This window comes from Marinicauda algicola (assembly GCF_017161425.1).
Lineage (GTDB): Bacteria > Pseudomonadota > Alphaproteobacteria > Caulobacterales > Maricaulaceae > Marinicauda > Marinicauda algicola.
Window position 1 is genome coordinate 2576332 of sequence record NZ_CP071057.1, and the last position, 23998, is coordinate 2600329.

Below are 23998 nucleotides of genomic sequence, written 5' to 3' on the forward strand. Positions count from 1 at the left end.
CCATGACTGGATGGAGTGGCTGGTGAACTCGCGCGGACAAGCGTCCGGGACGATCAAGCGTCGTCTTGGGGCGATGAAGGCGATCGTGAACTTCGCGCGAGATCGTGAACTCTTCGACGGCCGAAACCCGTTCGAGCGCATGAAGCCCCCGAAGACAGCCAAGCCGCCGAAGGACATCCTTCCGTTCCACGCAACCCATCTTCAGGCGATCGAGGCTTCCTCAACCGGGTCGCCATCGAGACATAGTCCTGGTCCACCGCGAAGTGGACCAAAGCGCCCCGCTTGAAGGTCAGAAGCGGTTCACCAGACGGGGACCGGTCGGTCTTGTACTGCTTCTCGGCGTGCTTGTGCGTGGTCCCGGTGAGCCGGTTCTTCAGCTCCATCGTCGCCACGGGAAGCCCGTTCACATACAGGACAACGTCGATCCGGTTGCCGTTCTTGGTGCTGTACTCGACCTCCTCGATCACCGAGAGGATGTTCGCCTGATAAAGCCGCTCCAGCTCCGGGTTCAGCCCTGAGGCGGGCCTGAAGAAGCACAGGCTGAACTTGATGCCGGGGACCAGCTTGATCCCATGGCGAAGGACATGAAGCGTGCCGTGATCCTTCAGGGCGCGCGTGAGCTGGGCGAAGAGCGTCTCTTCAGCCTGCCCCGCATAGTGGTCGATGAGCTTCGCCCAGTCGTCCGGCTGGGTGGTCGAGGGCCTCGATCATGGTGTGACGGAAGCTGTAGGCCACAAGCTGTTCTGTCTTGGGGATGCCCGCCGCCCGGATCAGCTTGTTGACCCGCTGAGACATCGCGGGGTTCGTGTTCCCTTGTCCATCTTTGGGGGCCAGGCTCGGGAACAACCAACCGGTCTTGCGGATACGGGCGAGTTCACGCGCTCCTTCAAGCGCAACCCCGACCAGAGGAACCCGGCGCTGGGATTGCGGCGTCTTGAGGCGGCGATCGTCAGTCCATCGGACCATCGCGTAGGGGATATCAGTGTTGAGCTGAAGGTCCTCCACCTTCAGCCCCGCGATCTCGCTCGGTCGGCAGCCCGTCAGCCTCAGCATGTTGATCAGATGCCGGGTCTCCGGTCGAACGCGCTTGCCGTCAGCGAGGTAACGGGAAGACCTTCTTCCTCCCGTTCAACCGAGGCCGTGACGGGGGATCGCCAAGCTGCATCCCACGGCGATCGCCCAGAAGGTCGAGGTGATCGTTGAACACTTCCGCCGTCATGTCATGCACGAGCTGGATGGACAGGCGAAGGCAATGGTCGTGACAGGAAGCCGTGAGGAGGCCTTCCGGTATCACCGAGCGATCGACGCCTATATCAAGGACAAGGGCTACCCGCATAGCCGAGGGCGCGTGCTGCGGCACATCGGGTCAGACCTTCAGGAGGCGAGTGAGCTTCTGGTCGATCAACATATTGGGGCGATGATCGACCAACTGACAAAATGTTGATCTCGACGTCCCTGTCCCTCAGAGACGATCGCAGCCGACGACAGGCGCTCAAGCTGGCGAAGGTCCCCCCAGCTCGTTTCTCGACGCGATCTCCTTGGCGATGGTTCGCCGTTCGTCATGCGAGAGCCGCTCCCAGTCATTTCTGAGCTGAAGCAGCTCGTCACAGCTGGATCGCTCAAGGCCTGTAATCCTGCTGACGCGGGCCTCGACTACGCTCTGCCACTCCGTTTCGTCTTCAGTGAGGCGCTTCGCTCTTGCGAGTGCTTCAGCCGCGCCAATGATCAGCTCAGGCTCCATCTGATCCCACGCCAGCTCCTCGAAGAACCCAGCAGCGAAAAGTTTCTGTTGCGCCTCCTGAAGAAGGTCGTCGATCCGGCCCCGTCCGTCAGATCGCGTGAGGCTGTTGAAGTTGATGACGTTCGCCATCCTCGCCTCCTCAAGCCGCCTGTCGCTTAATCCGCTGGACACTCGATCGGCTGATCCCGAGCCGCTCAGCGACCGCGACCTCAGTCAGGCCTGACGACAGCAGCTCTAGAACCTCGGCGGACTTGCGGCGGGCGGTAGGTGCGCGTCCCTTGTATTTGCCCTCAGCCTTGGCCTTCTGGATGCCCTCTCGCTGGCGTTCCAGCATGATCTCGCGCTCGAACTCCGCGACCGAGCCGAGTATGCCAAGCATCAGCTTCCCGGTGGCGTTCGAGGTGTCGAGGTCCATGGCGAGGATGCGAAGCTCAGCGCCCTTCTCCCGGATTGTCTCCACGATCTCCATCAGGTCGCGAATGGACCGAGCAAGGCGATCCAGACGGGTCACGAGAAGCGTGTCGCCGTCTCTGAGATAGTCGAGCGCCTGCTCCAGGCCGTCTCGCTTGGCGATCGACGAGACCTTCTCGGAGAAGACCTTCTCCGCTCCAGCCTGTTCAAGATCACGAACCTGAGCCTCCAGACCGGCGTCCTGATCAGCGGTCGAAGTTCTGGCGTACCCGATCAGCATCATTTTCCTCCCGAGCGTCAATAGGCCACAGACCCTATGAGGCGGTCAGCGTCAAAAGTCAATAAGCACTTGTGTGACGCCTTCTCGGGGGTGATGGCCGAAGCGTCATTAGGGCATGGTCTAGTGATGCGCGTTTCAGCGAATCGCTCAGGCGGATACACTGACACGATGGCTTCGACACCGACTGACAAGGACCTATTTGACCTCATCCTTCGCTTTGAGGATGAACTTGATGCGAGCGGCGCCGAGCCCACTCAGCGTAGCTGGCAGGTTCCTCAAAAGGTCATGCAGGCCTTGGGCTACCAGGATTATGTTATCGGCGGGCCAGGAACGCCTGAGCATCTGTATGATCGGATACTCGAGCTCCAACGGAGTCTTTATCGGCCTAAGGACATCGGGGCGGGTGCGCTCCATGGCGGCGTCTTCATGTTCCGCGGGATTGCGGTGTGGGTATATATCCCAGTCATGTACGGTCGGGTCAGCATCAACCCCTTTGATTTCTGCGATTTAACTCAATCCCAAAAGTACTGGATCAACCGGAGACCAAAGGATGTTGAGGACTACCTCGACACCTTCTGCGATCTTCTGGATTTTGCTGGAGGCATCGGGGGGTTGGCTGCTTATGGGCGCCCGCTAGAGAGCAGCATGCCGTTACTCGGACTTTCAGCATTCCACCAACAGGCAGCGGCAGCGACTTTATGCTCAGCTTTCGACGTGAGGGGCTGCGTCCAGAGCGCCATCTTGGCGACAGAACTCGCGCTCAAGGCGGCTCTCGCCTCTAGCGGGGTCAGCGACAATGAGATGAGAGATCGGTACGGTCACAACTTGTTGAAGCTTTCAGACGCCTTCGCTTCAAGCTGGCCAGAGGCCAACATCAAAGCTGTGAAGGAGGTTGTGAGTGCCTTTCCGCCTTTTGTTCAGAACCGATACTCACAGGCTCAACCTTCTCGGTTGGCAGCAGGCCGGATTGCGATGGGCGCTCAGTTCGTCGCCGGTGAGGTTATGCGTGCGCTTACTGGAGGCGACGCACGCGCGCAGTTCCGCCAACAAGCGAGCTAGGGGGGTACGGGGGGAAGCAGCCCTCGCATAATACGATCTGAGCCACTCACATTTTCGGGCCAAAATCCGATCCCATCTCAGGTACAAGAAACCCCGATAGTTGACATGTACCGACCGTTTCGGTCCGATCAACCTATTGACCTGACAGTATTTTCGTGGCCCTATTCGGTTGGCGCAAGCTTCTCCTGGGCACCATTCGGCTTCAGTCATCGATCGTCAGCCGCGCGCCGGGCTGGCGCCACCATCTGGGCTCGGGATGCTCGGCATGGGGATCGGTCAGCGAGGAGATGTCGACGGCCCGGCCGGCGTGAGCTTCGAAATCGGCCTCGTACGTCTCCCGGTCCCACAGATACTTGTGACCCCACCGGCGCGCGAGGTCGAGTGCGCCCAGGCGCCGGGCCTGCTGGCGATGGCGCTCGAACGTCTCATCCAGGCCGAGATACTTGTAGTGCAGGTTCAGGACCTCGTCGCGTGCGGGCAGGACGACCTCGCCCGCGAAGCGGACGCGGTGGCGGCCGGGCGCATAATCGGTCGACGCGATCCGGTCGGGTCGCAAGATCTGGAGCTTGCTCATGTTCGCCCACGGCGCGCCGTGGGGATGGTCGCGCCAGAGCAGGCTGCCCGCTTGCGGCGTGCGGCGCTCGATCATCTGGAAACCGAGCGCCGGGATCGCCGTGACGCCCTGCGCGGACATGCGCTCGAGATATCGTTTCATGTCGGGGTGGTGCAGATGTTCGTCGATATTGGCGATCACCACCCAGTCCGCCTCGCCCCGGCTGAGCTGCCAGGACGTGTCGTAGATGTGCTTCGCGCTCAGGATCCAGCTCTCCGGATGCGCCCGCTCGAGCTTGCGCAGCGTCACGTCGGGCCGGGATGCGAGCCGCTCGGCGCTCCCGTCGGTCGAGCCGTCATCGTGGATGAAGAAGCGATCGACCCAGGGGGCATAGTGGCGGAAGAAGAAGTCGAGCCGCGGCGCGTCGTTCCAGCACACGGTGTGGAGATGGACCCGCATCATGCGGCCCTGTCGCCGAAACGCAGCAGCGCCTGGCGTGCGCGCTCCAGCTCCTCGGCCGGCGCGTCGCGCCACCACGAGATCCGCGCCCTGAGACGGGCGATGCGCGCCTTGAGGCCGCGCCGCTGCCCCGCGCCGCGAAAGAAGGAGCGCGCGATCAGCGCCCCGGTCGAGCCGAGCCGGGCATGCTGGGCGTAGACGAGGTCCGGCGGCACGGGCAGGCCGGTATCGTCCGGCGCCGCAACGCCCCCGACACAGAAACGGATCCCGGCCCGGCGGGCCTCGCCGGCCAGATCGTCCAGCAGGGGATGGGCAAGGACCGTGAGCCGGTTCGCCGCACCGAGATCGATGGAGAGATCGTTCAGCCCGACATGAATCTCCTCGATGCCAAGGCCGGGAAGACCGGCGATCGCCTCGCAGGCGGCGACGCGCTCGACCAGCGGGACGAGCCGCGCCCGCCCGTCGATCAGGCCGGCGAAACGTGCCACCTCGTCCAGCGCGACGAAGTTCGGCAGCATGAGGATTTCCGCCCCCGCCCGGAGCACGGCCTCGATTTCGCCCGCGCTGTGCGGCCCCATCGCGTTGCAGCGCACGAAGAGGCGCGCCCGGCTCACCGTGCGGCGCAGAGCCCGCAGGTCGTCCAGCGTATGCGGCGAGATCCAGGTCGGGCGCCCGCTTTGCCGCGCCGCCTTGCCAAGCGTCTCCAGGTCGACGCCGATCCGGTCGATTTCCGCCAGATCGGCCTCGCGCGCGAGATCGAGATCAGCCGTCCAGAGCGTCAGCAGGAAGTCGCTCACCACCTCACCATGCAAAGGGGATCGAGGGATCGTCGGCCCGGCGGCGCTCCTCGTCGGGAGCGCCGAAATCGTAGGGTTCGCTGTTGAGGTGGAGCAGGAAGGCCGAGCTGTCGCCCAGCGCCTTGAACCCGTGCCACACGCCGGGGGGAATGCGCACCAGGCGCGGCGCGAGCTCGCCCATGACGATCTCCGCCACGCGCCCGCGCGCCGCACTGTCCGGCCGGTCGTCGTAGAGCACGAGCTTGACGAGGCCGGTGATGGCGGCGAGCTGATCGATCTGGAGCGTATGCCGGTACCAGGCCTTGACGATTCCGGGGAAGGACTGGGTGACATAGACTTGGCCGAAGCCGGGAAAATCCCGATCGTCGCGGCGCTGGACCTCCATGAGGCGCCCGAACTCGTTGGCCACCAGCTTCAAGGGGGTCACGACCACCCCGGGAATGCCTGCCTCGCTCATGGCTAGCCCGTGAAACTCACATGGTGGAAGATCGCGCGAGCGGTTTCGGTCCGGGGCTTGCGGATCGCGATGCAAGAGCCTTCCAGGCCGAGCTCCTCGTCGATCGGCGAGCGCGGCGCCTTCTCCGGCAAGGTGGCGTGCACCCGGTATCCCAGATTGGTGATCGCGAAGCGCAGCACCGGGCGGACCGAGGGCCAGTCGGCGTCGTCGAACATGACCACGCCGCCGGGGCGCAACAGCTTGTCCACGAAGAAGAAATCGGTGAAGACGTAATCGAAGGTGTGCCAGCCGTCGATGAAGGCGAAATCGACCCGTTCGCCGCGCGCTTCCAGGAGCGGGAGAACCCGGTGGGAGGGCGCCTCGTGGAACTCGATCATCGCGCTCAGGCCCGCCGCGTCCAGGTGGGCGAGGCCGCGCCCGCGCCAGTAGCTCGTCTGGTGAGGGTCCATGACGATGTGCCGGCGTCCGGCGCGATCGCGCTGCCCGGACAGTCCGATCGCCAGGGCCGAGAACCCGTAGCCGAGCCCGACCTCCACGCTCGTGGCGGGGTCGACGCCGTCCACCACCGAGGCGAGGAGTTCGACCTCGTCGCGATGAATGCCTCCCGTGATGCGGTCGACTTTCTCGGCCTGAGCCCCGTCGAGCCCGAGTATGTCCCGGACATAGCCGGGCTCCAGTGTCGGGCACGACTGGAAAAGCGCCTCGAGTTCCGCGTGCACAGCTGCCTCCACCCTCGCCTGCGGAAGATACGCTGCGACGCCCGATGCTGGAAACCGATTTGTTGCCGGCGCCAATCGTCCGCGCCCGCGTTGACAGCGGGCCCTGCGGGCGCGAAAGACGGCGCTGACGATTTTTCAAGCGCACGGAAGAGACGGCGGCCTCATGACCATTCATCTGCACCGGGGCGACCTGCCCGCAGGACTCGATTTCGGCAGGGCGGTGGCCGTGGATACCGAGACCCTCGGGCTGTCGCTGGTGCGCGACCAGCTGTGTCTGGTCCAGCTCTCGGCCGGGGACGGGGACGCCCATCTCGTCCAGCTCGACCGGACCTCCTATGACTGCCCGAACCTGAAGGCCCTGCTCGCCGACACGGGCGTGGAGAAGATCCTGCACTTCGCGCGCTTCGACCTCGCCATGATCGAGAAATATCTCGGCGTGACGATGAGCCCGGTCTTCTGCACCAAGATCGCCTCGAAACTCACCCGCACCTATACCGACCGGCACGGGCTGAAGGACGTGGCGCGCGAGATCGCGGGCATCGAGCTGTCCAAGCAGCAGCAGAGTTCCGACTGGGGCGCGGCCGAACTCACCGAGGCGCAGCAGCAATATGCCGCCGCCGACGTGCTCTATCTTCACCAGATCCGCGACGGGCTCGCGGCCATGCTGGAGCGCGAGGGACGCAGCGGACTGGCCCGCGCGTGCTTCGACTTCCTGCCCTGGCGGGCGCGGCTCGATCTGCAGGGCTGGGGCGAGACCGACATCTTCGCCCATACCTGACCGGCGGCTGGCCCGGTGCCGCGTCGGCGAAGCCGCCTTGAATCCGCCGCCGCCCAAGGCCACAACTAGGCGGGAGCCTTGAAGAAACGACCCGCCATGAGCCTGGCCGAGACCCACATCGCCATCGGACCCGCGCTCGGCGAACGCCGGGCGCAATCGCTGGCGGCCGCGCGCCGGCGCTCGCGCTTCGTGGCCGGGCTGCGCCTCGCGCTGCTGGCCGCGCTCGCCCTCATCGTGCTCAATGCGGCGGTGCAGGTCCTGATCAACGGGCGCGGGCGCGACTTCGCGCCGGCCTCGGTGCCGACCGGCGAGGTGGAACGCATCGTCAATCCGCGCTTCACCGGACGCGACGCGCAGGGCACGCCCTTCGTCGTCACCGCCGACAGCGCGGTGCGCCAGCCCGGCGGCGTTCCCGGCCTGACCGCCCTGGAAAACCCGCGCCTCGACTATGCGCTCCTCGGCGAGGCCGCCGGGCAGAGCGCGGTGCTGGCCGAGACCGGCATCTACAATCCGCAGGCGCGCACGCTGCGCCTCGAGACCGGTGTCAGCCTGTCGACCCGTTCCGACTACGAGTTCGAGACCAGCAGCGCGACGCTGCATCTGCAAGACTCGCGCATCACCGGTGACGCTCCGGTTTATGGCGAGGCGCCCTGGGGCGCGATCCGCGCGGGCGGGTTCGAGGTGCGCGACGACGGCCGGCATGTGATATTCACCGACGGCGTGGTGACGCGCCTGATCATCGACGAGCGCGCCGGGGACGGCGCCGAGGAGGCCACCGAATGAAGTCCGCTGTCCTTGCCGCCGCCCTTGCCGGCGTGGCCCTTTCGCTTTCCGGCGCTGCCGGCGCCGAGGCCCAGGCCGGCGCGCTGACCCCGCCGGGCGAAGGCCCGCTCGATGTCAGCGCCGACGACCTCGACGTGTTCGACCGGGAAAACCGGATCGTGTATTCCGGCGACGTCAACGCGGTGCGCGGCGATACGCGACTGCGCGCGGACCGGGTCGAGGTGTTCTTCGAACCCGCCGAAGGCGCGGGCTTCGGGGCGGTGACCCGCATGGAGGCGAGCGGGGACGTGTACTACGTCACTCCGACCGAGGTGATCCGCGGCGATCGCGGCGTCTATGACTTCGTGGCGGGCGAGATCGTGCTTTCCGGCAATGTCGTGCTGACGCAGGGCTGCAACGTGTCGACCGGGTCGCGCCTCGTCGCCAACCTGGAGACCGGCGTGTCCCAGCTCGCCGGTGCGGAGGGCGGGGAGCGCGTGCGCAGCGTCTTCTTCCCCGACCGTGACACCCAGGCCCCCGCCGCCCAGGTGGAGGATTGTCCGCGGCCGGAGATTCCCGGCGAGGGCCCGGAGCCCTTCGTCGAGGGCTAGACGGACCCGGAACGCGGCGTGCCTAGCAAAAATCGCGCCGCACCCACCTGTTTCACCAATTCTTAGGTACGGACCGCTAACCATGGCCGAGATGGAAAACATGCAGGCGGAGGAACCCGTCCTCGCGCCGGCCGGAGAGGGATTGCGCGTCGAGAAGATCGGCAAGTCCTTCGGCAGGCGCGCGGTCGTGAAGTCGGTGTCGCTGTCGCTCCAGCGCGGCGAGGTCGCCGGTCTTCTCGGGCCGAACGGGGCGGGCAAGACCACCTGCTTCTACATGATCACGGGGCTCATCTCGGCCGACCACGGACGCATCATGCTCGACGGAGAGGACATCACCGAACTGCCCATGTACCAGCGCGCCAGGCTGGGCATCGGCTATCTGCCGCAGGAAGCCTCGATCTTCCGCGGCCTGTCGGTGGAGGACAATGTCAACGCCGTCGCCGAGATCACCCACCCCGATCGCAAGGCGCGCACCCAGCTCGTCGACGAGCTGCTCGCCGAGCTTCGCATCGACCATCTGAGGAAGAGCCCGGCCATGGCCCTGTCGGGCGGGGAGCGCCGGCGCTGCGAGATCGCCCGGGCGCTCGCCGCGCAGCCGAGCTTCATGCTGCTCGACGAGCCGTTCGCGGGCATCGATCCGCTGGCGATCGCCGACATCCGCGACCTCATCCTGTACCTGAAGGAGCGCGGCATCGGCATCCTGATCACCGACCACAATGTGCGCGAGACGCTGGAGATCACCGATCGCGCCACGATCATCCATGACGGCGAGGTGCTCTTCGAGGGCGCCCCCGACGAGGTGCGCCGGGACGCGAACGTGCGCCGGGTCTATCTCGGAGAGAGCTTCCAGTAGGAGAGCATATGGCGGGGCTGGGTCAGAAACTCGAGGTACGCCAGGGCCAGGGTCTGGTCATGACCCCGCAGCTGCAGCAGGCGATCAAGCTGCTGCAGATGAACAATCTCGAACTCGCCGAATTCGTCGAGGCGGAGCTGGAGAAGAACCCGCTCCTGGAACGCGACGAGCGCTCCGACGGCCCGGCGGAGGAACCGGAGAGGAAGGCCGCCGAGCGAGACAGCGAGGAGCTGAGCTTTTCCCCCGACGCGCCGGACAAGGCGAGCGAGGCGCTCGATGCCGACAGCGAGGCGATGTATTCCGATTCCGGGGCCGACATGGTCGGATCGGGCAGCTCGACCGCGACCGGCCCGGTGGACTGGTCGCGCGCCGGCAAGGGCGGCAGCTTCGAGGGCGAGGGCTACGACGCGGCGGCCAATTCCAGCCGCGCCAAGACGCTGCACGAGCACCTGCACGATCAGCTCGCCGAGCTCGCGCTCAATGCCGCGGACCGGATGATGGCGGCCCATCTGATCGATCTCGCCGACGACGACGGTTATCTGCGCGCCGATCTGGACGAGACGGCCGGCAAGCTCGGCGTCACCCGCTCCGAGCTCGAGGCGATCCTCGACAAGCTGCAGGGCTTCGAGCCGGCCGGCGTGATGGCCCGCACGCTGCAGGAATGCCTCGCCCTGCAGCTCGCCGAGCAGAACCGGCTCGACCCGTGCATGGCCGCGCTGATCGACCATCTGCCCCTGCTCGCCAAGCACGACTATGCCGGGCTGCAGGCGGCCTGCGGCGTGGACAACGAGGACCTCGACGAGATGATCGCCGAGCTCAGACGCCTCACCCCGAAGCCGGGCCTCGCCTTCGGCGGCGAGGGCGCGCGCGGGATCGAACCGGACGTGTTCGTGCGCCAGAGCCCGGACGGGGGCTGGGCGGTGGAACTCAACACCGACACCCTGCCGCGCGTGCTCGTCAACAACCGCTATGCCGCGCAGATCTCCCGCGCCGCCAAGGGCGACGAGAAGGCGAAGGAATTCGTCACCGAGTGCGCCCAGAACGCCAGCTGGCTCGTGAAGAGCCTCGACCAGCGCGCCCGGACGATCCTGAAGGTGACGAGCGAGATCGTGCGCCAGCAGGACGCCTTCTTCGCCAGGGGCGTGGCGTGGCTGCGCCCGCTGAACCTGAAGACCGTCGCCGACGCGGTCGGCCTGCACGAGAGCACGGTGAGCCGGGTCACGTCGAACAAGTACGTGGCCACCCCGCGCGGCCTGTTCGAGCTGAAATACTTCTTCACCTCCGCGATCGCCTCGGCAGACGGCGGCGAGGCCTATTCGGCCGAGGCGGTGCGCTACCGTATCAAGGCGATGATCGACGCCGAGACGAGCGAGGACGTGATGAGCGACGACGCCATCGTCGACCGCCTGCTCGCCGACGGCATCGAGATCGCCCGCCGCACTGTGGCGAAATACCGCGAGGCGATGAACATTCCCTCCTCGGTGCAGCGCCGGCGCATGCTCAAGCGCACGGGCTGAGCGCGGTTCCACAGTTTTTGCACACCCCTGCAGATTGACGCCGGCTTGCCCGAGCCGATACCGTCATCGGGTGGACAGATCAGGAGGGGTGGCCGCGCGGAAATCTCGCACGAAGGCCTTACCTCACGCCTCATGAGGATCGGCCTTCTGCGGGCCCAGGTGCTGCAGATGGAGATTCCATGCACATTCAGTTCGTTTCCAAGAATATCGACGTCTCCCCCGCGCTGCGCGAGCGCATCGAACAGCGCGTGGAGGCCGGCACCGCGAAGTATTTCAGCCGGCCCGGCGAGGCCTTCGTGGTGGCGACCAAGGAAGGAAGCGGTTTCAAGGTCGACTGTTCGCTCCACCTGCCCTCCGGCGCCTTCCTGCAGGCGACCGGCAAGGCGGAGGACGCCTACGCGGCCGCCGAGGCCGCCGTCGAGCACCTGGAAAAGCGCCTGCGCCGCTACAAGCGCAAGCTGAAGGATCATCACGCGGACAACAAGTCGCCCCTGCCCGCCGAGGCCGCCTCGATCTACGTGCTCAAGAGCGAGCGGCGCCAGGACGACGAGGAGGACGATACCGGCGGAGCCGAAGGCGGCACCGAGCCGGTGATCATCGCCGAGGCGCCCGGCGAGCTGCGCACCATGACGGTCGGCATGGCGGTGCACGAGATGGACGTCATCGACGCGCCTTTCCTGGTGTTCCGCAACGCGGCGAACCGGGGTGTCAACATCGTCTATCGCAGGCCGGACGGAAATGTGGGGTGGATCGATCCTGCCCGAAGCGCTAAAGAGCGCCCCGGCGAAGCGGCCGAATAGGTGCCGCGAGGCTTGGACGAAGGCCGTAAATGACCCTTTCAGACCTCATCCCCGCGGGCGGGGTGGCGGTGGACCTTGCGGTGACCAGCCGCAAGCAGGCGCTGCACGCGCTGAGCGAGCTGGCCCAGCGCCGGCTCCACATCCCGTCGCGGCCGCTGCTCGAAGCGGTGATGGAACGCGAGAAACTCGGCTCGACCGGCGTCGGCGACGGCGTGGCGATCCCGCACGCCCGGATCGACCAGGTCGACCGGGTATGCGGGGTGTTCGCGCGGCTCAAGCATGCGGTCGATTTCGACGCCGTGGACGGCAAGCCGGTCGATCTCGTCTTCATGCTGATCGCCCCGGAGGGCAGCGGGGCGGAGCATCTCAAGGCACTGGCCCGGGTCGCGCGCGTGTTCCGCCGCGAGGACATCCGGCGTGCCCTTCGCGCCGCGCCGGACGCCGATGCGGCCTATGCCATCCTGGACGGGCTGATCGCCAATGCGGCGTGAGCCGCCAAGGCTGGCAGCAGCCGCCATGGCTGGCTGCTAACATACAGAAATCATTCAGGATTTGAGGCGCACCCTCTTTACCCGGACGAAAAGCTTGGTCAAGCTTTTTCCCGAGGGAAAGGAGGGGATTATGCGATCTGATCCCGATTTTACGGCCCAGCTGAAGGGCGCCCGCCTGACCACGGCGGAGATACTCTATCACATGCCGGACTATCCCGGCCTGTTGCAGAGCTTTGTCTGGCAGACCCAGGACATTGCGCCGGACTTTCCGCGCCTTCACCGCTTCCTCGACCACTGGCGGCGCGAGATCGAGGCGGTGATCCACTCGGTGCGCGTGGCCCATGCCGGCCTGGTAAAGCCGGCCGAATGGCGCGGGGCGCAGCTCTATTCGCTGAACTGACGCCTCACAGCGTCAGCGGGACGCGGCAGGCGCGCCGCGTGCCGGCATCGAGCGCGACGAGCCGGACGGCAAGCTCGGGCAGGGCGTCGAGGCTCAGACCCGCCGCGCGCAGGCGCGTGGCGGGCGGCTCGCCCTCCCCGGCGCGCGTCAGGAAATCGAGTTCGGCCGGGCTGAGGCTGCGGCGCGCCTCGCGCACCAGGCAGCGGCAGGCATAGCGGGTGTTGTTGTCGAGCAGGCAGGCCTGCTCGAGCCGGCCCTCGGGCGTGGAGACGTCGATGCCGGCCGCGGCGATTCGCTCCTCCGGGCTCGGTTCGGGCCGTGCCCAGCCGCCGTCGCCGGCCGGCGTATCGCCGCGGTTCGGCCGCCAGCGCTCGGGCTCGCCATAGCGCTGCCAAGGCGAATCGTCCTGGCGCCGCCAGGAGCTGGCGGACGTGTCCGCGAGGCGTCGCGAACCTTCCTCCACCACGCGTCCGCCGAACAGCGCCTCGAAGCCGTAGGGGTCATCCTCGCGGCCATAGGAGAAATTCCAGTCCGGATCGTCTGCCTCGACGCCGCGCACGGTGACGCGATTCTCGCCGGACGCCGGTGCGGCCGCGGACCAGTCGCCCGGATCGAAGAGCGGGTCGGAGCTGACCTGGAGGGTGCGCGGGGCGGGTTCTGCGCGGTAGACATAGATGCCGGTCGCCGCGGCGATGGCGGCCATCGCGAGGGCGCCGCCGAGCACCAGCCAGACGAGATTGCGCGTTTCCGGTGACACCCTGCTCTCCCCGCCCCGCGAAGCCCGTTTCGAACCGCGACCCTTTAACCGCGTTAACCTTCGTAGCATAGTCCTCCAGCCGGGGGCATGGAAGGGAAGGAGTTATCGACATGATACGTCTTTGGACCGGGATGGCGGCCGCGGCATTGCTGCTCGGCGCCTGTGCGCAATCCACGCCCTATCAGCCGGTGGACGGAGGCCGCTACGGCTTCGAGGAACAGCGCATCGAATCCGATCGCTATCTCGTGACCTTCACCGGAAATTCGCTCACCGACCGCGAGACGGTGGAGACCTATCTCCTGTTCCGCGCCGCCGAGCTGACCCTGGAGCAGGGCTACGACTATTTCACGGTGGTGCGCCGCGACACCGAGGAGGAAAGCCGCATCGTGGGGACCGCGCCGAGCTATTACGACCGCTTCCACGTGCGCTACCGCTATTTCCATCCGTATTACGGCTGGTATGGCTGGCGCGATCCGTTCTGGGACGATGTCAGCCTGCGCGAGATCAATCGCTACGAGGCGATCGCCGAGATCGTTATGGGCCGCGGGCCCACGCCGGACGATCCCGACGCCTTCGACGCGAGCGAGGTTGTGGCCAATCTGGGCGACCGGGTCCGCCGGCCCGAGCCGCAATAGCCGATCGCTTCGCCATCTGGCGCAAGACGGGGCTCCCGGCCGGGAGCCCCGTTTTCGTGCTGGATCCCGGCCTGTGGCGAAACTGCAACGCAATCGCACATCTTCCAGCGATCCCTGATATTGAGATTGATTCGCAAAAATAAGAGGCCTACCGTGGCCGCATCGGATTTTCAGAGCCTGAAGGAAATTGATTGATGTCCAGATCCCTCGCCCTGCTCCTGTCGACGGCGGCGGCCTGCGCGCTCCCGGCCGGTGGCGCCCTCGCCCAGACGGAAGCGGAGAACGACACCGTCATCGTCGTCGGCCGCTATCTCTCGCTGGACCAGGTCAATGCGGTGAAGACGCCGACCCCGGTGCTGAACCTGCCGCAGAGCCTGTCGATCGTCGACCGCGCCCAGATCGAGAACCAGGCCTTCGACAGCCTGGCCGACGTGCTGCGCTACACGCCGGGCGTGGCGGTGAGCCAGGGCGAAGGCCACCGCGACGCGATCATCATCCGCGGCAACGAGACCACCGCGGACTTCTTCCTCAACGGCCTGCGCGACGACGTTCAGTACTACCGCCCGCTCTACAATCTCGAGCAGGTCGAGATCCTGCGAGGCGCCAATGCGCTGCTGTTCGGCCGCGGCGGCGGCGGCGGCGTGATCAACCGCGTCACCAAGGACCCCGAGGCCGGCGAGACCTTCGCCGAGGCATCGGCGAGCCTGGACACCTTCGGCGCGGCCCACGTTGCGGGCGACGCGAACCTTGCGCTCGGTGACGGCGCCGCGCTTCGCCTCAATGCATTCGCCGAGACCTTCGCCAACCATCGCGACGTGTTCGACGGCGAACGCTACGCGATCAACCCCACGCTCGGTTTCGAGCTGAGCTCGCAGACCGAGCTCGTCCTGTACTACGAGTACGTCAACGACGACCGGGTCGTCGATCGCGGCGTGCCCTCGGTCTCGGTCGCCAATGGCCCGGACGTTCCGCTCGAAGGCTTCGACGAGACCTTCTTCGGCTCGCCGGAGGGGAATTTCACGACGCTCGAGGCCAACATCTTCAATGCGCGCCTCGATCACACCTTCAACGACATGCTGCGGGGCAACGTCACGGCGCGCCATGCCGATTACGACAAGCTCTACCAGAACATCTATCCGGCCGGCTTCGACGCCGGGGCGGATCTGGTCACGCTTGACGGCTACCAGGACACCACGGCGCGCGAGAACCTGATCGTACAGGGCAATCTCGTGGGCGAGTTCGAGACCGGCACGATCGGCCACACCCTGCTGGTCGGCGCCGAATACGGCGATCAGTCCACCGACAATGCGCGCAACGACAACCTGTTCGCCGCGAGCAATGACGACCGGATCACCATCGCGTTCACCGACCCGCTGAACATCCCGGCATTCGCCTTCGCGACCCCCGTGCGCGACCGGTCGAGCGCGGTGGAGTTCGCGTCGTTCTACATCCAGGACCAGATCGACCTGACCGATGCGTTCAAGCTGATCGCCGGGCTCCGCTTCGACCGGTTCGACGTCTCCGTGCTCGACCGGCGTGCCGCGCTCGCGCCCGGCGATGACGGCCGCCGGGCCCGGGTCGACGAGGAGGTCTCCTCGCGCCTCGGCTTCATCTACAAGCCGGCCGGGAATGTCTCGATCTATGCCGGTTACAGCGAGACCTTCCTGCCGAGTGCGGGAGACCAGTTCCTGACCCTGACGACCACCACCGAGGACCTGCAGCCGCAGGTCTTCGAGAACACCGAGATCGGCGTAAAGTGGGATCTCAGCTCCGGGCTCGCCTTCACCGCAGCACTGTTCCGCCTGGAACAGGGCCAGTTCACCTCGGTCGATCCCGACAATCCGGGCGTGACGATCACCGTGCCGGGCAGCACGACGGATGGCCTCGAGCTTCAGCTCTCCGGGAGGCTGACCGGGCGCTGGTCGGTCAATGCCGGCTACAGCTATCTCGACGGCGAGGTCGAGGGCGGCGCGTTCGACGGCAACGAGACACGCCAGACGCCGGAGCACATGATCTCGGTGTGGAACCAGTACCAGGCCAGCGACCGGCTGTCCCTGGCGCTCGGCCTCACCCACCAGGACGCCTTCTTCGTTCTGGAGGACAATGCGGTCGAGGTGCCGTCCTTCACCCGCATCGATGCCGCGGCCTATTACGACGTCACCGACCGGACCCGGCTGCAGCTGAATGTCGAGAACCTGTTCGACGCCGACTATTTCCCCGACGCCCACAGCAACGACAACATCTCCACGGGGGCGCCGCGCAACGCGCGCGTCACGCTCCGTCACCGCTTCTAGGCGGACCCCGGAAACGCACCCGGACGGACGGCGGCCCTCGGGCCGCCGTTCTCGTTTCGCACGCTCAGTCCGATGTGCCCGCGAGCCAGTCCCTGGCCGCCTGCACGTCGTGGAACAGGCGCACGAGGTTCCAGCGGGTGGTGCCCGTGGTCTGCATGATCACGCCGGTTTCGCGTTGGTCGAGGGCGAAGAGGAGGGCGATCTGCCAGCCCTCCGCGGCCCTGGAGATGTCCAGGAAGGCGTCGATGGACTCCTGCAGGTCGAGCTGATAGGCCGCCTCGCGTCCATCGAACAGGAGCCGGTTGGTGCCATGGGCGCGCATGCGCTCCTGCATCGCGGCCATCAGCGACCTGGCCATTTCCACCGTTCGGTCGCCGCGCACGGTCACGACGAGGGCGCGAAGACCGCCGTCATAGTCGATTTCGGCACCGGGAGGGGCGCAATGGTCCACCTGCAGGCCTCGCCAAAAATCAATCGCAAGCATCGCGAACGGCAAGCTTCCGCCCGGGGGAAGGGATTGTCAAATCGCAACCTGGGGAAGATCAGTCGGCGGTCTCGCGCAGCCAGGCTTCGGCGCTTTCGCGGTCGTGGAACAGGCGGATGAGATTCCAGCGCGCCGTGCCGACGGTCTGCAACACGATGCCCTGCTCGCGCCTGGACAGGTCCATGACGAGGGCGATCTGGTTGCCCTCGCTCGCCTCGGCGATCTTCCAGAAGGCCTCGATCGACTGCTCGAGGTCGAACTCGTAACTGGCCCCTGTGAGGTCGAGGAGCAGGCGCTGCGTGCCCTCCGCCCTCATCCGCGCGATCACCTTGGCGAAGTGGGCCCGGGCCTGGTCGTAGCCGCGCGGGCCGTAGACCGAAACGCGCAGGGCGTCGAGCTCGCGGTCGTAGCTGTAATCCGCCTCCGGGCGGGCAGAATCCTGCACGGCGAACGTCCCTTTCACGCTGTGTCGAGCGAACCCGAAGGCTGTTCCTCGCACAGCGCCATTGTCAATCTCACCATGCAGGCTCGCGGGCGCCGCGCGCGGCGCCCGTCCCCCTATTTCGGCGGCATGCGCGCGCCGGCGTCGAGGCGCACGCACTCGGCGTTGATGTAGTCGTTGGAGACCATGAAGGCGACGAGATCGGCGTATTCTTCCGGCGTGCCGAAGCGCTGCGGGAATTGCAGGTGGCTGGCGAGGTTCTGCTTCACCTCGGGGGGCATCTGCTCGTAGATCGGGGTCTCGAAGAATCCGGGCAGAATGGTGTTCACGCGAATGCCCTCGCGGGCGAGGTCGCGGGCCATCGGCAGGGTCATGCCGTAGATGCCGCCCTTGGAGGCGGAATAGGCGACCTGACCGATCTGGCCGTCCTGCGCGGCGACGGAGGCGGTGTGCACGATCACGCCGCGCCCCGACTTCGTCGGCTCGAGCGAGAGCATGCCTTCGGCCGCGATGGCGGCGCAGTTGAACGAGCCCACGAGGTTGATGTTCACGACGAGGGCGAACTTGTCGAGCTGGTGGCGCACGATCTCGCCGGAGGAGGAGCGGCGCGCGGTCTTCTCCGCCCAGCCGATCCCCGCACAGTTGACCAGAACGCGCTCCTGCCCGTGCGCCGCGCGGGCCTTGGCGAAGCCCTCTTCCACCGAGTTCACGTCGGCCACGTTGACCTTGCAGAACACCCCGCCGATGTCCCTGGCGACCTTCTCGCCGCGTTCGGCGTTGAGGTCGAACAGGGCGACCTTCGCGCCTTCCTTCGCCAGGCGCCGGGCCGTGCCCTCGCCCAGCCCCGAGGCCCCGCCCGTGACGATCGCGGCAATGTCCTTGAATTCCATGGCTTCACGCCTCCCCTGTCGGTTCTCTGGTGGGGCGCGGCCTGCCGCCGCGCCGTTGCAACCGACATAGCGCCTTGCCGGTTGGGTGAAAAGCGTTCGGGTGGTAAGAGCACGCCGATCCGTCCCCGCACCCAGAGGAATCCATGCCCGAGACCCGCCAGACCGCCCTCGTCCTGCACGGCGGCGCCGGCCTCATCGCCGAGCGCCCCTACGCCCAGGAGATCGCGCATCTCAAGAGCCTGGCCGAGGAAGGGCGCGAGCGGCTGGGCGCAGGCGAGAGCGCGCTCGACGTGGTGGTCGACCTGGTCCGCGCGATGGAGGCCAGCGGCCTCTACGTGGCGGGCAAGGGCACCGCGCCGAACCGGGCCGGGCGCTACGAGCTCGACGCGGCGGTGATGAACGGGGCCACGCGCGAGGCCGGGGCGGTGAGCGCGCTCGAAGGCTTCGTCTCGCCCGTGCTCGCCGCGCGCGCGGTCATGGAACGCACCCCGCACGTCCTCCTCTCGGGAGGCGGCGCGGCCGATTTCGCGCGCGAGGCGGGCCTCGAGGAAGTCACCGACCCGGCCGGTTACTACACCCCGGCCGCCATCGCCGACGACCGGCCGATCGCGACGGGCACGGTCGGCTGCGTCGCGCTCGATTCCAAAGGCCGGCTCGCCGCCGCGACCTCCACCGGGGGTACGCTGCGCAAGCGCTGGGGCCGGGTCGGGGACACCCCGATCATCGGCCACGGCACCTGGGCGGACAGGAACGTCGCCGTCTCGTGTACCGGCCAGGGCGAGATGTTCATGCGCGCCTGTGCCGCCGCCGACGTGGCGGCGCGCGTGCGCTATGCCGGGTCGGGCCTCGACGCGGCGGTGCAGGGCGCGCTCGACGACGTGAAGGCGCTCGGCGGGGATGGCGGCATCATCGCGGTCAGCAAGGATGGCGAGATCAGCGCCCGCTACAACTCGGCCGGCATGAAGCACGCCATCGTCCATCCCGACGGGGCGATCACGGCCGATATCCGCTAGAGCGTGATCAGGTGAAGTGGAAGCCGGTTCACCGGTTCGATCACGCGGCAAACCAGCAACGGTGGAGCCGGGAGCGCTTCGATGCGAAGCGATCCCGCTCTAGCCGGCGGTGCGGCGCGCCTCGTTGATGTCGCCGCGCAGCAGCAGCGCCTCGATGCTGTCGGGATCGCGCTCGCGCGCGGCCTGCATGTCGGCCTCGGCCGCGTCGAGTTCACCGAGTTCCAGCCGCGCCCGGCCGCGCAGGCGGTAGCCGTCCGAAGCGTCCGGGGCGAGCGCGATCGCCTCGCCCGCGGCCTCCTCGGCGACCTCGTAGAGACCCGCCTCGATCGCCGCCTCGGCGCGTCCGAACGCGAGACCGGCATCGCCGGGCGCGAAATCGCGTCCGCGGGTGAAGGCGCGCAGGGCCTTGACCGGATCGCCGGCCGCCATCCAGGCATCGCCGGCCTGGCCGAACATCACGGCGCGGGCATGGTCCCCGGCCGCCACGGCGCCCTCGGCATTGGTCTCCAGTCGCGCCGCGCCCTCGGCGTAGTCGCCGCTCGCCACGATCGCCAGCGCCGTGCAGTGCGCCGCCGGCCAGCCGCCGGCCTGGGCCTGCCAGGCGAGACCCGTCTCGTAGGCGGCCATCGGGGCGGTGTCGATCTCGGCGATGCAGGCGCGATAGCGGGCCTGGTCGACGGGAACCGCGTCCTGCGCCAGGGCGCAGGGCGAGACGGCGAGGCCGAGAGCGGCCAGGACTGGACGCACGAGATGACGCATCTAACTTCCCCTCACCGGATGAGCCGGACGGCAGGCACCTTAGGCAACGGGCGGGGCGGGGTCCATGGCACAGGCAGCAAGAGTCTTGCTCATCGGTTACGGCTATGTCGCGAAGGCCACAGCGCGCCGCCTGAAGGCGGCGGGGATCGCGGTGACCGCAACGACGCGCAGCGCCGGGACGGGACGCGAGATCGAGGCGGCCGGCCACGCCGCCTGCGTCTGCGATCCCGCGACGCGCGAGGGCGGCGCGGCCTTGCGCGCGGCGGCGCGCGAGGCAAGCCATGTCATCAGCTCGGTGCCGCCCGGCGAGGACGGCGATCCGGTACTGGCAGCGCTCGAGGGCGGCGATCTCTCCCGCACCTGGCTCGGCTATCTTTCCACCACCGGCGTCTATGGCGATCGCGGCGGCGGCTGGGCGTTCGAGTGGGACGCCCCGACCCCCGGACAGGACCGCTCGGTGCGCCGGCAACGCGCGGAAGAAGGCTGGTCGGCGCTCGGCGCGCGCCTGTTCCGGCTCGGCGGCATTTACGGTCCGGGCCGTTCGGCGATCGACCGGCTGCGCGAGGGCAGCGCGAGGCGCATTGACGATCCCGGCCAGGTGTTCTGCCGCATCCATGTCGAGGACATCGCGTCTTGCCTCGTCCTCGCGGTCCGCCAGCCCGGCCCGCAGGGCGCGTTCAACCTCGTCGACGACTGGCCCTCGCCCCAGGCCGAGGTGGTGGAGGGGGCGGCGCGCCTCCTCGGCATGGAGCCGCCGCCGCTCGAAGCGCTGGAGCAGGCGCAGATGAGCGCCATGGCGCGGAGCTTCTATGACGAGCGCCGCCGCGTCTCCAACGCCCGCGCCAAGGCCGCCTATGGCTGGCGCCTGCAGTTTCCAAGCTGGCGCGAGGGTCTGCCGGCCTGCCTCTAGCGGTCCGTTCCGTGTTCAGGAAAGCTCCGCCACCAGGGCGAACAGGCGTTCCAGGTCCTGCGGCGCGGACAGGCGGTGGTCGGCGGACTTCACGAGATCGAGCCGGACGTCCTCGCCGGCGAGCGATTCCAGCAGGCGCACGGCGTGCGACCAGGGCACGTCGCGGTCGCGCCAGCCCTGCAGGATGCGCACCGGGCATTGCACCGCGATCGGACCGTCGAGCAGCAGCCAGTTGCGCCCCTCCTCGATCATCCTGCGCGTGACCAGCATGGTGTCGCCCGTGCTGGTGGGCATGCGCCACGCCCCGTCGCGCTCCAGCGCCTCGCGCACGTGCTGGGGCAGCACGTCCCACATCAGCACCTCGGTGAGGTCCGTGGCCGGGGCGAGCAGGACGAGCCCCTTCACGCGCTCCGGCCGGGCGAGCGCGGCGAGCAGGGCGAGCCAGCCGCCGAGCGAGGAGCCGACGAGGACCTGCGGCCCCTCGGTGAGCTGGTCGATGGCGGCGAGCGCGTCATTGCGCCAGCCTCCGATGGTCGCGTCCTCGCGTTGCCCGGACGAGGCGCCGGTACCGGAATAGTCGAAGCGCAGCAGGGCGCGCTCCTGCTGCGCGGCCCAGCCGTCGAGCGCCCGCGCCTTGTTGCCGTCCATCGTGGCGTTGAAGCCGGACAGCCAGACGAGGCCGGGACCGCGTCCTGCGCGCCGGCGGTAGGCGAGCGTCTCGCCGTCCGCGCGGTCGAGATGGCGGATGTCGTCGCGCATCGGGATTTCTCCGCAGCTGAAGGCAAGGCGATTGCGGGCGGGCTTCGCGCCCGTTATGAGACGGCCCGTTCCTCGCTTCAAGGATTTGCGGACCCTCCGTGAACGTACTCCAGGTCATTCCCGAGCTCGATGCCGGCGGTGCGGAACGCACCACGCTGGAGATCGCCGAGGCCGTGGTCGCGGCCGGCGGGCGCGCGCTGGTGGCGAGCGAGGGTGGGCGCCTGGAGGGCGAGCTCGACGCGATCGGTGCCGACCTGGTTCGCCTGCCGGTGAAGTCGAAGAACCCGCTGACCATCTGGCGCAATGCGGGGCGACTCGCCGACCTCGTGCGCCGCGAGAGGGTCGACATCATCCACGCCCGCTCGCGCGCGCCGGCCTGGAGCGCGCTGCTCGCGGCGAGACGCACCGGCGCGGTCTTCGTGACCACCTATCACGGCACCTACAATGCCCGTTCGGAGCTGAAGCGGCGCTACAACGCGGTCATGGCCCGCGGCGCGGTGACCATCGCGAACTCGGCCTTCATCGCCGATCACGTCGCGCGCGAGCATCCCGGCCTCGCCCGACGCATCGAGATCATCCCGCGCGGCGTCGATCTCGGACCCTTCGATCCCGAGCGGGTCGAGCCCGCCCGCGCGAATGCGCACCGCGAGGGCTGGCAGGTTCCCGTGGGCGCGCCGGTCATCCTGCTGCCCGCGCGCCTTACGCGCTGGAAGGGCCAGCTGCTCGCCATCGAGGCGGTGTCCCGCCTCGCGCCGCGCGATCCCGCCCCCGTCCTGGTGCTGGCCGGCGACGCCCAGGGACGCGATGCCTACGTGCGCGAGATCGAGGCGCGCGCGAAGGAACTCGGAGTCGCGATCCGGCTTCCCGGCCATGTCGGCGACATGCCGGGCGCGCTGATGGCCGCCGATCTCGTGCTCGCTCCCTCGCTGGAGCCGGAGGCTTTCGGACGCAGCGCGGCCGAGGCCCAGGCGATGGGCCGGCCGGTTATCGTCGCCGACCATGGCGGGGCCCGCGAGGTGGTCGAGCACGGCGTGACGGGGTGGCGCGTGCCGCCGGGCGATGCCGGGGCGCTTGCCGCGGCGATCGAGACGGCGTTCTCGCTCAGCCCGCAGGCGCGCGCCGCGATGGCGCGCGCGGCCCGCCAGCGGGTCGAGGCGCATTTTTCCAAGCGGGCCCTGCAAGAGAATACCTTGCGGGTCTACCGCGAGCTTCTAGACTGCCGGCCATGAGCGCAGACGACGTTTCCAAGGAGCAGGTCCTGATCCTGCACGACGGTGACCTCACCGAAACCGTGCGCATGCTCGCGGCGGCCAAGGCGATCCGTGCCCATCACCGCACCGCGCGCATCACCCTGCTCACCGGGCCCGAGTTCGAGGGCATGCTCAAGCACTGCATCTATTTCAATGCGGTCGAGCCGAGCCTTCGCGATGTCGCCAAGAAGGGCTTCTTCGAGCGCATGAAGCTCGCGCGCGCCTCCCATTTCGACGTGGTCTACGATCTCGGCAGCGGCGAGGCGGGCCAGAAGCTGAAGGGCGCGATGCGCTTTTCGCGCGCGCGCTGGATTCGCGCGGTCCCCGAGCCGAACGACCCGGGCCATCCTCTCGACATCGTCGCGGGCAAGCTCGGCGCGGCGGGGCTCGGCAAGACGCACTATTCGCTCGGCGAGGCCCCCGGCCCGGAGGCGGACTGGATCGATTTCGTCGCGCGCCGCTCTCGCACGCTGGAGCCGGCCTATTTCGGACTGCAGAACGCGTATGTGCTGTTCGCTCCGGCCGGCGACGAGGTCAAGCCCGCCTATCGCTGGCCGAAGGAGCGCTGGGCCTCGCTCGCCCACCAGATGCTGCAGCGCGGGATCGAGCCGGCGATCGTGGGCGGTCCGAGCGCGCGCGAGATCGGGCGCTATATCGCCCATGTCACGCCCGGTGCGCGCGACCTCACCGGACGGGCGAACCTCGTCCAGCTCGCCGGTCTCGGACGCAGGGCCAATTTCGCCTTCGGCGAGGATGCCGGGCTGCTTCACCTGCTCGTGGCGACCGGCGCGCCCGCGGTGATGTTCCATCCCGGCGAGGATGCGCCGCATTTCCGAGCCCCGCGCGGACGCCATCCGACCCTGCTGATGCATGCGCCGACGCTGGCGCAGATCTCGGTTGCCGAGGCGGTCCAGGCGATGCGGTTCGCGGGCGGCTTCGCCCCCGCTCCGGAGGCGGCATGAGCCCGCCCGGACCGATTTGCCGGCCAAACGCGGCTTGCACGCTTGATTTACCTGCTCCGCTCACGATATTGGCCTGTCGGCCTTGCCCGGATGTGCGCGCGTGAACGCGATCGCGCGCCGCGCGTTCTCCGGGGAAGCCAAGCCGCGAATTTTGT

General features: G+C 67.8%; 30 protein-coding genes. 16 read left to right on the forward strand and 14 right to left on the reverse strand.

Going from position 1 to position 23998, the window contains the following annotated elements; genetic code table 11:
- Positions 1–53 precede the first annotated feature (53 nt).
- The gene (locus tag JW792_RS17250; protein ID WP_206340795.1) at positions 54–467 is read right to left on the reverse strand and encodes a type I restriction endonuclease; all 414 of its coding nucleotides are present in this window, start codon (positions 465–467) and stop codon (positions 54–56) included.
- Positions 468–639: 172 nt separating this feature from the next.
- Positions 640–1062 (reverse strand): tyrosine-type recombinase/integrase, encoded by a 423-nt coding sequence (locus tag JW792_RS12785; protein ID WP_277419642.1) that lies wholly within the window; start codon positions 1060–1062, stop codon positions 640–642.
- Between the two features lie 130 nt (positions 1063–1192).
- Here JW792_RS12785 and JW792_RS12790 point away from each other — a divergent pair, with 130 nt between their 5' ends.
- Positions 1193–1444 (forward strand): hypothetical protein, encoded by a 252-nt coding sequence (locus tag JW792_RS12790; RefSeq protein WP_135995470.1) that lies wholly within the window; start codon positions 1193–1195, stop codon positions 1442–1444.
- A gap of 48 nt (positions 1445–1492) precedes the next feature.
- On the opposite strand, the gene JW792_RS12795 is transcribed toward JW792_RS12790, so the two are convergent.
- On the reverse strand, positions 1493–1870 hold the full coding sequence (locus JW792_RS12795; RefSeq protein ID WP_135995469.1) for a hypothetical protein: 378 nt from the start codon (positions 1868–1870) through the stop codon (positions 1493–1495).
- A 10-nt stretch (positions 1871–1880) separates the two neighbouring features.
- Positions 1881–2435, reverse strand: a complete 555-nt coding sequence (locus JW792_RS12800) for a recombinase family protein (protein WP_206340796.1) — start codon at positions 2433–2435, stop codon at positions 1881–1883.
- Positions 2436–2600: 165 nt separating this feature from the next.
- Between JW792_RS12800 and JW792_RS12805 the strand changes: the two genes are divergently transcribed.
- Complete coding sequence (locus JW792_RS12805; protein WP_135995468.1) at positions 2601–3491, forward strand: hypothetical protein; 891 nt, start codon at positions 2601–2603, stop codon at positions 3489–3491.
- Between the two features lie 202 nt (positions 3492–3693).
- On the opposite strand, the gene JW792_RS12810 is transcribed toward JW792_RS12805, so the two are convergent.
- From JW792_RS12810 to JW792_RS12825, 4 genes are read right to left on the reverse strand one after another with little or no spacing between them, the layout of a single operon-like run.
- A complete protein-coding gene (locus tag JW792_RS12810) occupies positions 3694–4506 on the reverse strand; it encodes a glycosyltransferase family 2 protein (RefSeq protein ID WP_135995467.1) in 813 nt (270 codons plus the stop codon).
- Positions 4503–5300 carry an aldolase gene (locus JW792_RS12815; RefSeq protein ID WP_135995466.1) on the reverse strand — a complete coding sequence of 266 codons (798 nt, stop codon included), beginning with the start codon at positions 5298–5300 and terminating at the stop codon, positions 4503–4505. The genes JW792_RS12810 and JW792_RS12815 overlap by 4 nt, the downstream gene beginning before the upstream one ends.
- 4 nt (positions 5301–5304) lie before the next feature.
- Positions 5305–5757, reverse strand: coding sequence for a dTDP-4-dehydrorhamnose 3,5-epimerase family protein (locus JW792_RS12820; RefSeq protein WP_135995465.1), 453 nt, complete (start codon positions 5755–5757; stop codon positions 5305–5307).
- 2 nt (positions 5758–5759) lie between these two features.
- Complete coding sequence (locus JW792_RS12825; RefSeq protein ID WP_158291568.1) at positions 5760–6476, reverse strand: class I SAM-dependent methyltransferase; 717 nt, start codon at positions 6474–6476, stop codon at positions 5760–5762.
- A gap of 163 nt (positions 6477–6639) precedes the next feature.
- Here JW792_RS12825 and JW792_RS12830 point away from each other — a divergent pair, with 163 nt between their 5' ends.
- From JW792_RS12830 to JW792_RS12865, 8 genes are all read left to right on the forward strand, one after another.
- Entirely contained in the window at positions 6640–7254 is a 615-nt protein-coding gene (locus JW792_RS12830; RefSeq protein ID WP_135995463.1) for a ribonuclease D, read from the forward strand.
- Positions 7255–7332: 78 nt separating this feature from the next.
- Positions 7333–8037 (forward strand): LPS export ABC transporter periplasmic protein LptC, encoded by a 705-nt coding sequence (gene lptC / locus JW792_RS12835; RefSeq protein ID WP_135995462.1) that lies wholly within the window; start codon positions 7333–7335, stop codon positions 8035–8037.
- Positions 8034–8627, forward strand: a complete 594-nt coding sequence (locus JW792_RS12840) for an LptA/OstA family protein (RefSeq protein ID WP_135995461.1) — start codon at positions 8034–8036, stop codon at positions 8625–8627. Before lptC ends, JW792_RS12840 begins: the two co-directional genes overlap by 4 nt.
- A 100-nt stretch (positions 8628–8727) precedes the next feature.
- On the forward strand, positions 8728–9480 hold the full coding sequence (lptB, locus tag JW792_RS12845; protein ID WP_135995904.1) for an LPS export ABC transporter ATP-binding protein: 753 nt from the start codon (positions 8728–8730) through the stop codon (positions 9478–9480).
- A gap of 8 nt (positions 9481–9488) precedes the next feature.
- The gene (rpoN, locus tag JW792_RS12850; protein ID WP_135995460.1) at positions 9489–10997 is read left to right on the forward strand and encodes an RNA polymerase factor sigma-54; all 1509 of its coding nucleotides are present in this window, start codon (positions 9489–9491) and stop codon (positions 10995–10997) included.
- Between the two features lie 179 nt (positions 10998–11176).
- Complete coding sequence (gene hpf / locus JW792_RS12855; protein ID WP_135995459.1) at positions 11177–11797, forward strand: ribosome hibernation-promoting factor, HPF/YfiA family; 621 nt, start codon at positions 11177–11179, stop codon at positions 11795–11797.
- A gap of 29 nt (positions 11798–11826) precedes the next feature.
- Positions 11827–12288: a PTS IIA-like nitrogen regulatory protein PtsN gene (gene ptsN, locus JW792_RS12860; RefSeq protein WP_135995458.1), complete on the forward strand. Its 462-nt coding sequence runs from the start codon at positions 11827–11829 to the stop codon at positions 12286–12288.
- A gap of 130 nt (positions 12289–12418) precedes the next feature.
- A complete protein-coding gene (locus tag JW792_RS12865; RefSeq protein WP_135995457.1) occupies positions 12419–12688 on the forward strand; it encodes an usg protein in 270 nt (89 codons plus the stop codon).
- Between the two features lie 4 nt (positions 12689–12692).
- On the opposite strand, the gene JW792_RS12870 is transcribed toward JW792_RS12865, so the two are convergent.
- Positions 12693–13445 (reverse strand): hypothetical protein, encoded by a 753-nt coding sequence (locus JW792_RS12870; protein ID WP_135995456.1) that lies wholly within the window; start codon positions 13443–13445, stop codon positions 12693–12695.
- A gap of 110 nt (positions 13446–13555) precedes the next feature.
- Here JW792_RS12870 and JW792_RS12875 point away from each other — a divergent pair, with 110 nt between their 5' ends.
- Both JW792_RS12875 and JW792_RS12880 read left to right on the forward strand, forming a co-directional pair.
- Positions 13556–14080, forward strand: coding sequence for a CC0125/CC1285 family lipoprotein (locus JW792_RS12875; RefSeq protein ID WP_135995455.1), 525 nt, complete (start codon positions 13556–13558; stop codon positions 14078–14080).
- A gap of 194 nt (positions 14081–14274) precedes the next feature.
- On the forward strand, positions 14275–16374 hold the full coding sequence (locus JW792_RS12880) for a TonB-dependent receptor (protein WP_135995454.1): 2100 nt from the start codon (positions 14275–14277) through the stop codon (positions 16372–16374).
- A 64-nt stretch (positions 16375–16438) separates the two neighbouring features.
- Here JW792_RS12880 and JW792_RS12885 read toward each other — a convergent pair whose 3' ends face one another.
- The 3 genes from JW792_RS12885 to JW792_RS12895 form a co-directional block, all read right to left on the reverse strand.
- Entirely contained in the window at positions 16439–16825 is a 387-nt protein-coding gene (locus tag JW792_RS12885) for a hypothetical protein (protein ID WP_135995453.1), read from the reverse strand.
- Between the two features lie 91 nt (positions 16826–16916).
- Positions 16917–17303, reverse strand: a complete 387-nt coding sequence (locus JW792_RS12890) for a hypothetical protein (protein WP_135995452.1) — start codon at positions 17301–17303, stop codon at positions 16917–16919.
- A 113-nt stretch (positions 17304–17416) separates the two neighbouring features.
- Complete coding sequence (locus JW792_RS12895; protein WP_135995451.1) at positions 17417–18190, reverse strand: SDR family NAD(P)-dependent oxidoreductase; 774 nt, start codon at positions 18188–18190, stop codon at positions 17417–17419.
- Between the two features lie 143 nt (positions 18191–18333).
- On the opposite strand from JW792_RS12895, the gene JW792_RS12900 reads away from it, so the two are divergent.
- Positions 18334–19203, forward strand: coding sequence for an isoaspartyl peptidase/L-asparaginase family protein (locus JW792_RS12900; RefSeq protein ID WP_135995450.1), 870 nt, complete (start codon positions 18334–18336; stop codon positions 19201–19203).
- A gap of 99 nt (positions 19204–19302) precedes the next feature.
- On the opposite strand, the gene JW792_RS12905 is transcribed toward JW792_RS12900, so the two are convergent.
- Entirely contained in the window at positions 19303–19962 is a 660-nt protein-coding gene (locus JW792_RS12905) for a tetratricopeptide repeat protein (RefSeq protein WP_135995449.1), read from the reverse strand.
- A gap of 85 nt (positions 19963–20047) precedes the next feature.
- Between JW792_RS12905 and JW792_RS12910 the strand changes: the two genes are divergently transcribed.
- A complete protein-coding gene (locus JW792_RS12910) occupies positions 20048–20872 on the forward strand; it encodes a Rossmann-fold NAD(P)-binding domain-containing protein (protein ID WP_206340797.1) in 825 nt (274 codons plus the stop codon).
- A gap of 15 nt (positions 20873–20887) precedes the next feature.
- Here JW792_RS12910 and JW792_RS12915 read toward each other — a convergent pair whose 3' ends face one another.
- The gene (locus tag JW792_RS12915) at positions 20888–21631 is read right to left on the reverse strand and encodes an alpha/beta fold hydrolase (protein WP_135995447.1); all 744 of its coding nucleotides are present in this window, start codon (positions 21629–21631) and stop codon (positions 20888–20890) included.
- Positions 21632–21729: 98 nt separating this feature from the next.
- Between JW792_RS12915 and JW792_RS12920 the strand changes: the two genes are divergently transcribed.
- Both JW792_RS12920 and JW792_RS12925 read left to right on the forward strand, forming a co-directional pair.
- The gene (locus JW792_RS12920) at positions 21730–22860 is read left to right on the forward strand and encodes a glycosyltransferase family 4 protein (protein ID WP_135995446.1); all 1131 of its coding nucleotides are present in this window, start codon (positions 21730–21732) and stop codon (positions 22858–22860) included.
- Entirely contained in the window at positions 22857–23843 is a 987-nt protein-coding gene (locus JW792_RS12925; protein ID WP_135995445.1) for a glycosyltransferase family 9 protein, read from the forward strand. Before JW792_RS12920 ends, JW792_RS12925 begins: the two co-directional genes overlap by 4 nt.
- The last annotated feature ends 155 nt before the right edge of the window (positions 23844–23998 follow it).

What these genes read in the sequence shown, in the direction of transcription:
- JW792_RS12795 (WP_135995469.1), bottom strand. Translation starts at nt 1,870, where the DNA reads ATGGCGAACGTCATCAACTTCAACAGCCTCACGCGATCTGACGGACGG.
- JW792_RS12800 (WP_206340796.1), bottom strand. Translation starts at nt 2,435, where the DNA reads ATGATGCTGATCGGGTACGCCAGAACTTCGACCGCTGATCAGGACGCC.
- JW792_RS12805 (WP_135995468.1), top strand. Translation starts at nt 2,601, where the DNA reads ATGGCTTCGACACCGACTGACAAGGACCTATTTGACCTCATCCTTCGC.
- JW792_RS12810 (WP_135995467.1), bottom strand. Translation starts at nt 4,506, where the DNA reads ATGATGCGGGTCCATCTCCACACCGTGTGCTGGAACGACGCGCCGCGG.
- JW792_RS12820 (WP_135995465.1), bottom strand. Translation starts at nt 5,757, where the DNA reads ATGAGCGAGGCAGGCATTCCCGGGGTGGTCGTGACCCCCTTGAAGCTG.
- JW792_RS12830 (WP_135995463.1), top strand. Translation starts at nt 6,640, where the DNA reads ATGACCATTCATCTGCACCGGGGCGACCTGCCCGCAGGACTCGATTTC.
- JW792_RS12840 (WP_135995461.1), top strand. Translation starts at nt 8,034, where the DNA reads ATGAAGTCCGCTGTCCTTGCCGCCGCCCTTGCCGGCGTGGCCCTTTCG.
- lptB (WP_135995904.1), top strand. Translation starts at nt 8,728, where the DNA reads ATGCAGGCGGAGGAACCCGTCCTCGCGCCGGCCGGAGAGGGATTGCGC.
- rpoN (WP_135995460.1), top strand. Translation starts at nt 9,489, where the DNA reads ATGGCGGGGCTGGGTCAGAAACTCGAGGTACGCCAGGGCCAGGGTCTG.
- hpf (WP_135995459.1), top strand. Translation starts at nt 11,177, where the DNA reads ATGCACATTCAGTTCGTTTCCAAGAATATCGACGTCTCCCCCGCGCTG.
- ptsN (WP_135995458.1), top strand. Translation starts at nt 11,827, where the DNA reads ATGACCCTTTCAGACCTCATCCCCGCGGGCGGGGTGGCGGTGGACCTT.
- JW792_RS12865 (WP_135995457.1), top strand. Translation starts at nt 12,419, where the DNA reads ATGCGATCTGATCCCGATTTTACGGCCCAGCTGAAGGGCGCCCGCCTG.
- JW792_RS12875 (WP_135995455.1), top strand. Translation starts at nt 13,556, where the DNA reads ATGATACGTCTTTGGACCGGGATGGCGGCCGCGGCATTGCTGCTCGGC.
- JW792_RS12880 (WP_135995454.1), top strand. Translation starts at nt 14,275, where the DNA reads ATGTCCAGATCCCTCGCCCTGCTCCTGTCGACGGCGGCGGCCTGCGCG.
- JW792_RS12895 (WP_135995451.1), bottom strand. Translation starts at nt 18,190, where the DNA reads ATGGAATTCAAGGACATTGCCGCGATCGTCACGGGCGGGGCCTCGGGG.
- JW792_RS12900 (WP_135995450.1), top strand. Translation starts at nt 18,334, where the DNA reads ATGCCCGAGACCCGCCAGACCGCCCTCGTCCTGCACGGCGGCGCCGGC.
- JW792_RS12905 (WP_135995449.1), bottom strand. Translation starts at nt 19,962, where the DNA reads ATGCGTCATCTCGTGCGTCCAGTCCTGGCCGCTCTCGGCCTCGCCGTC.
- JW792_RS12915 (WP_135995447.1), bottom strand. Translation starts at nt 21,631, where the DNA reads ATGCGCGACGACATCCGCCATCTCGACCGCGCGGACGGCGAGACGCTC.
- JW792_RS12925 (WP_135995445.1), top strand. Translation starts at nt 22,857, where the DNA reads ATGAGCGCAGACGACGTTTCCAAGGAGCAGGTCCTGATCCTGCACGAC.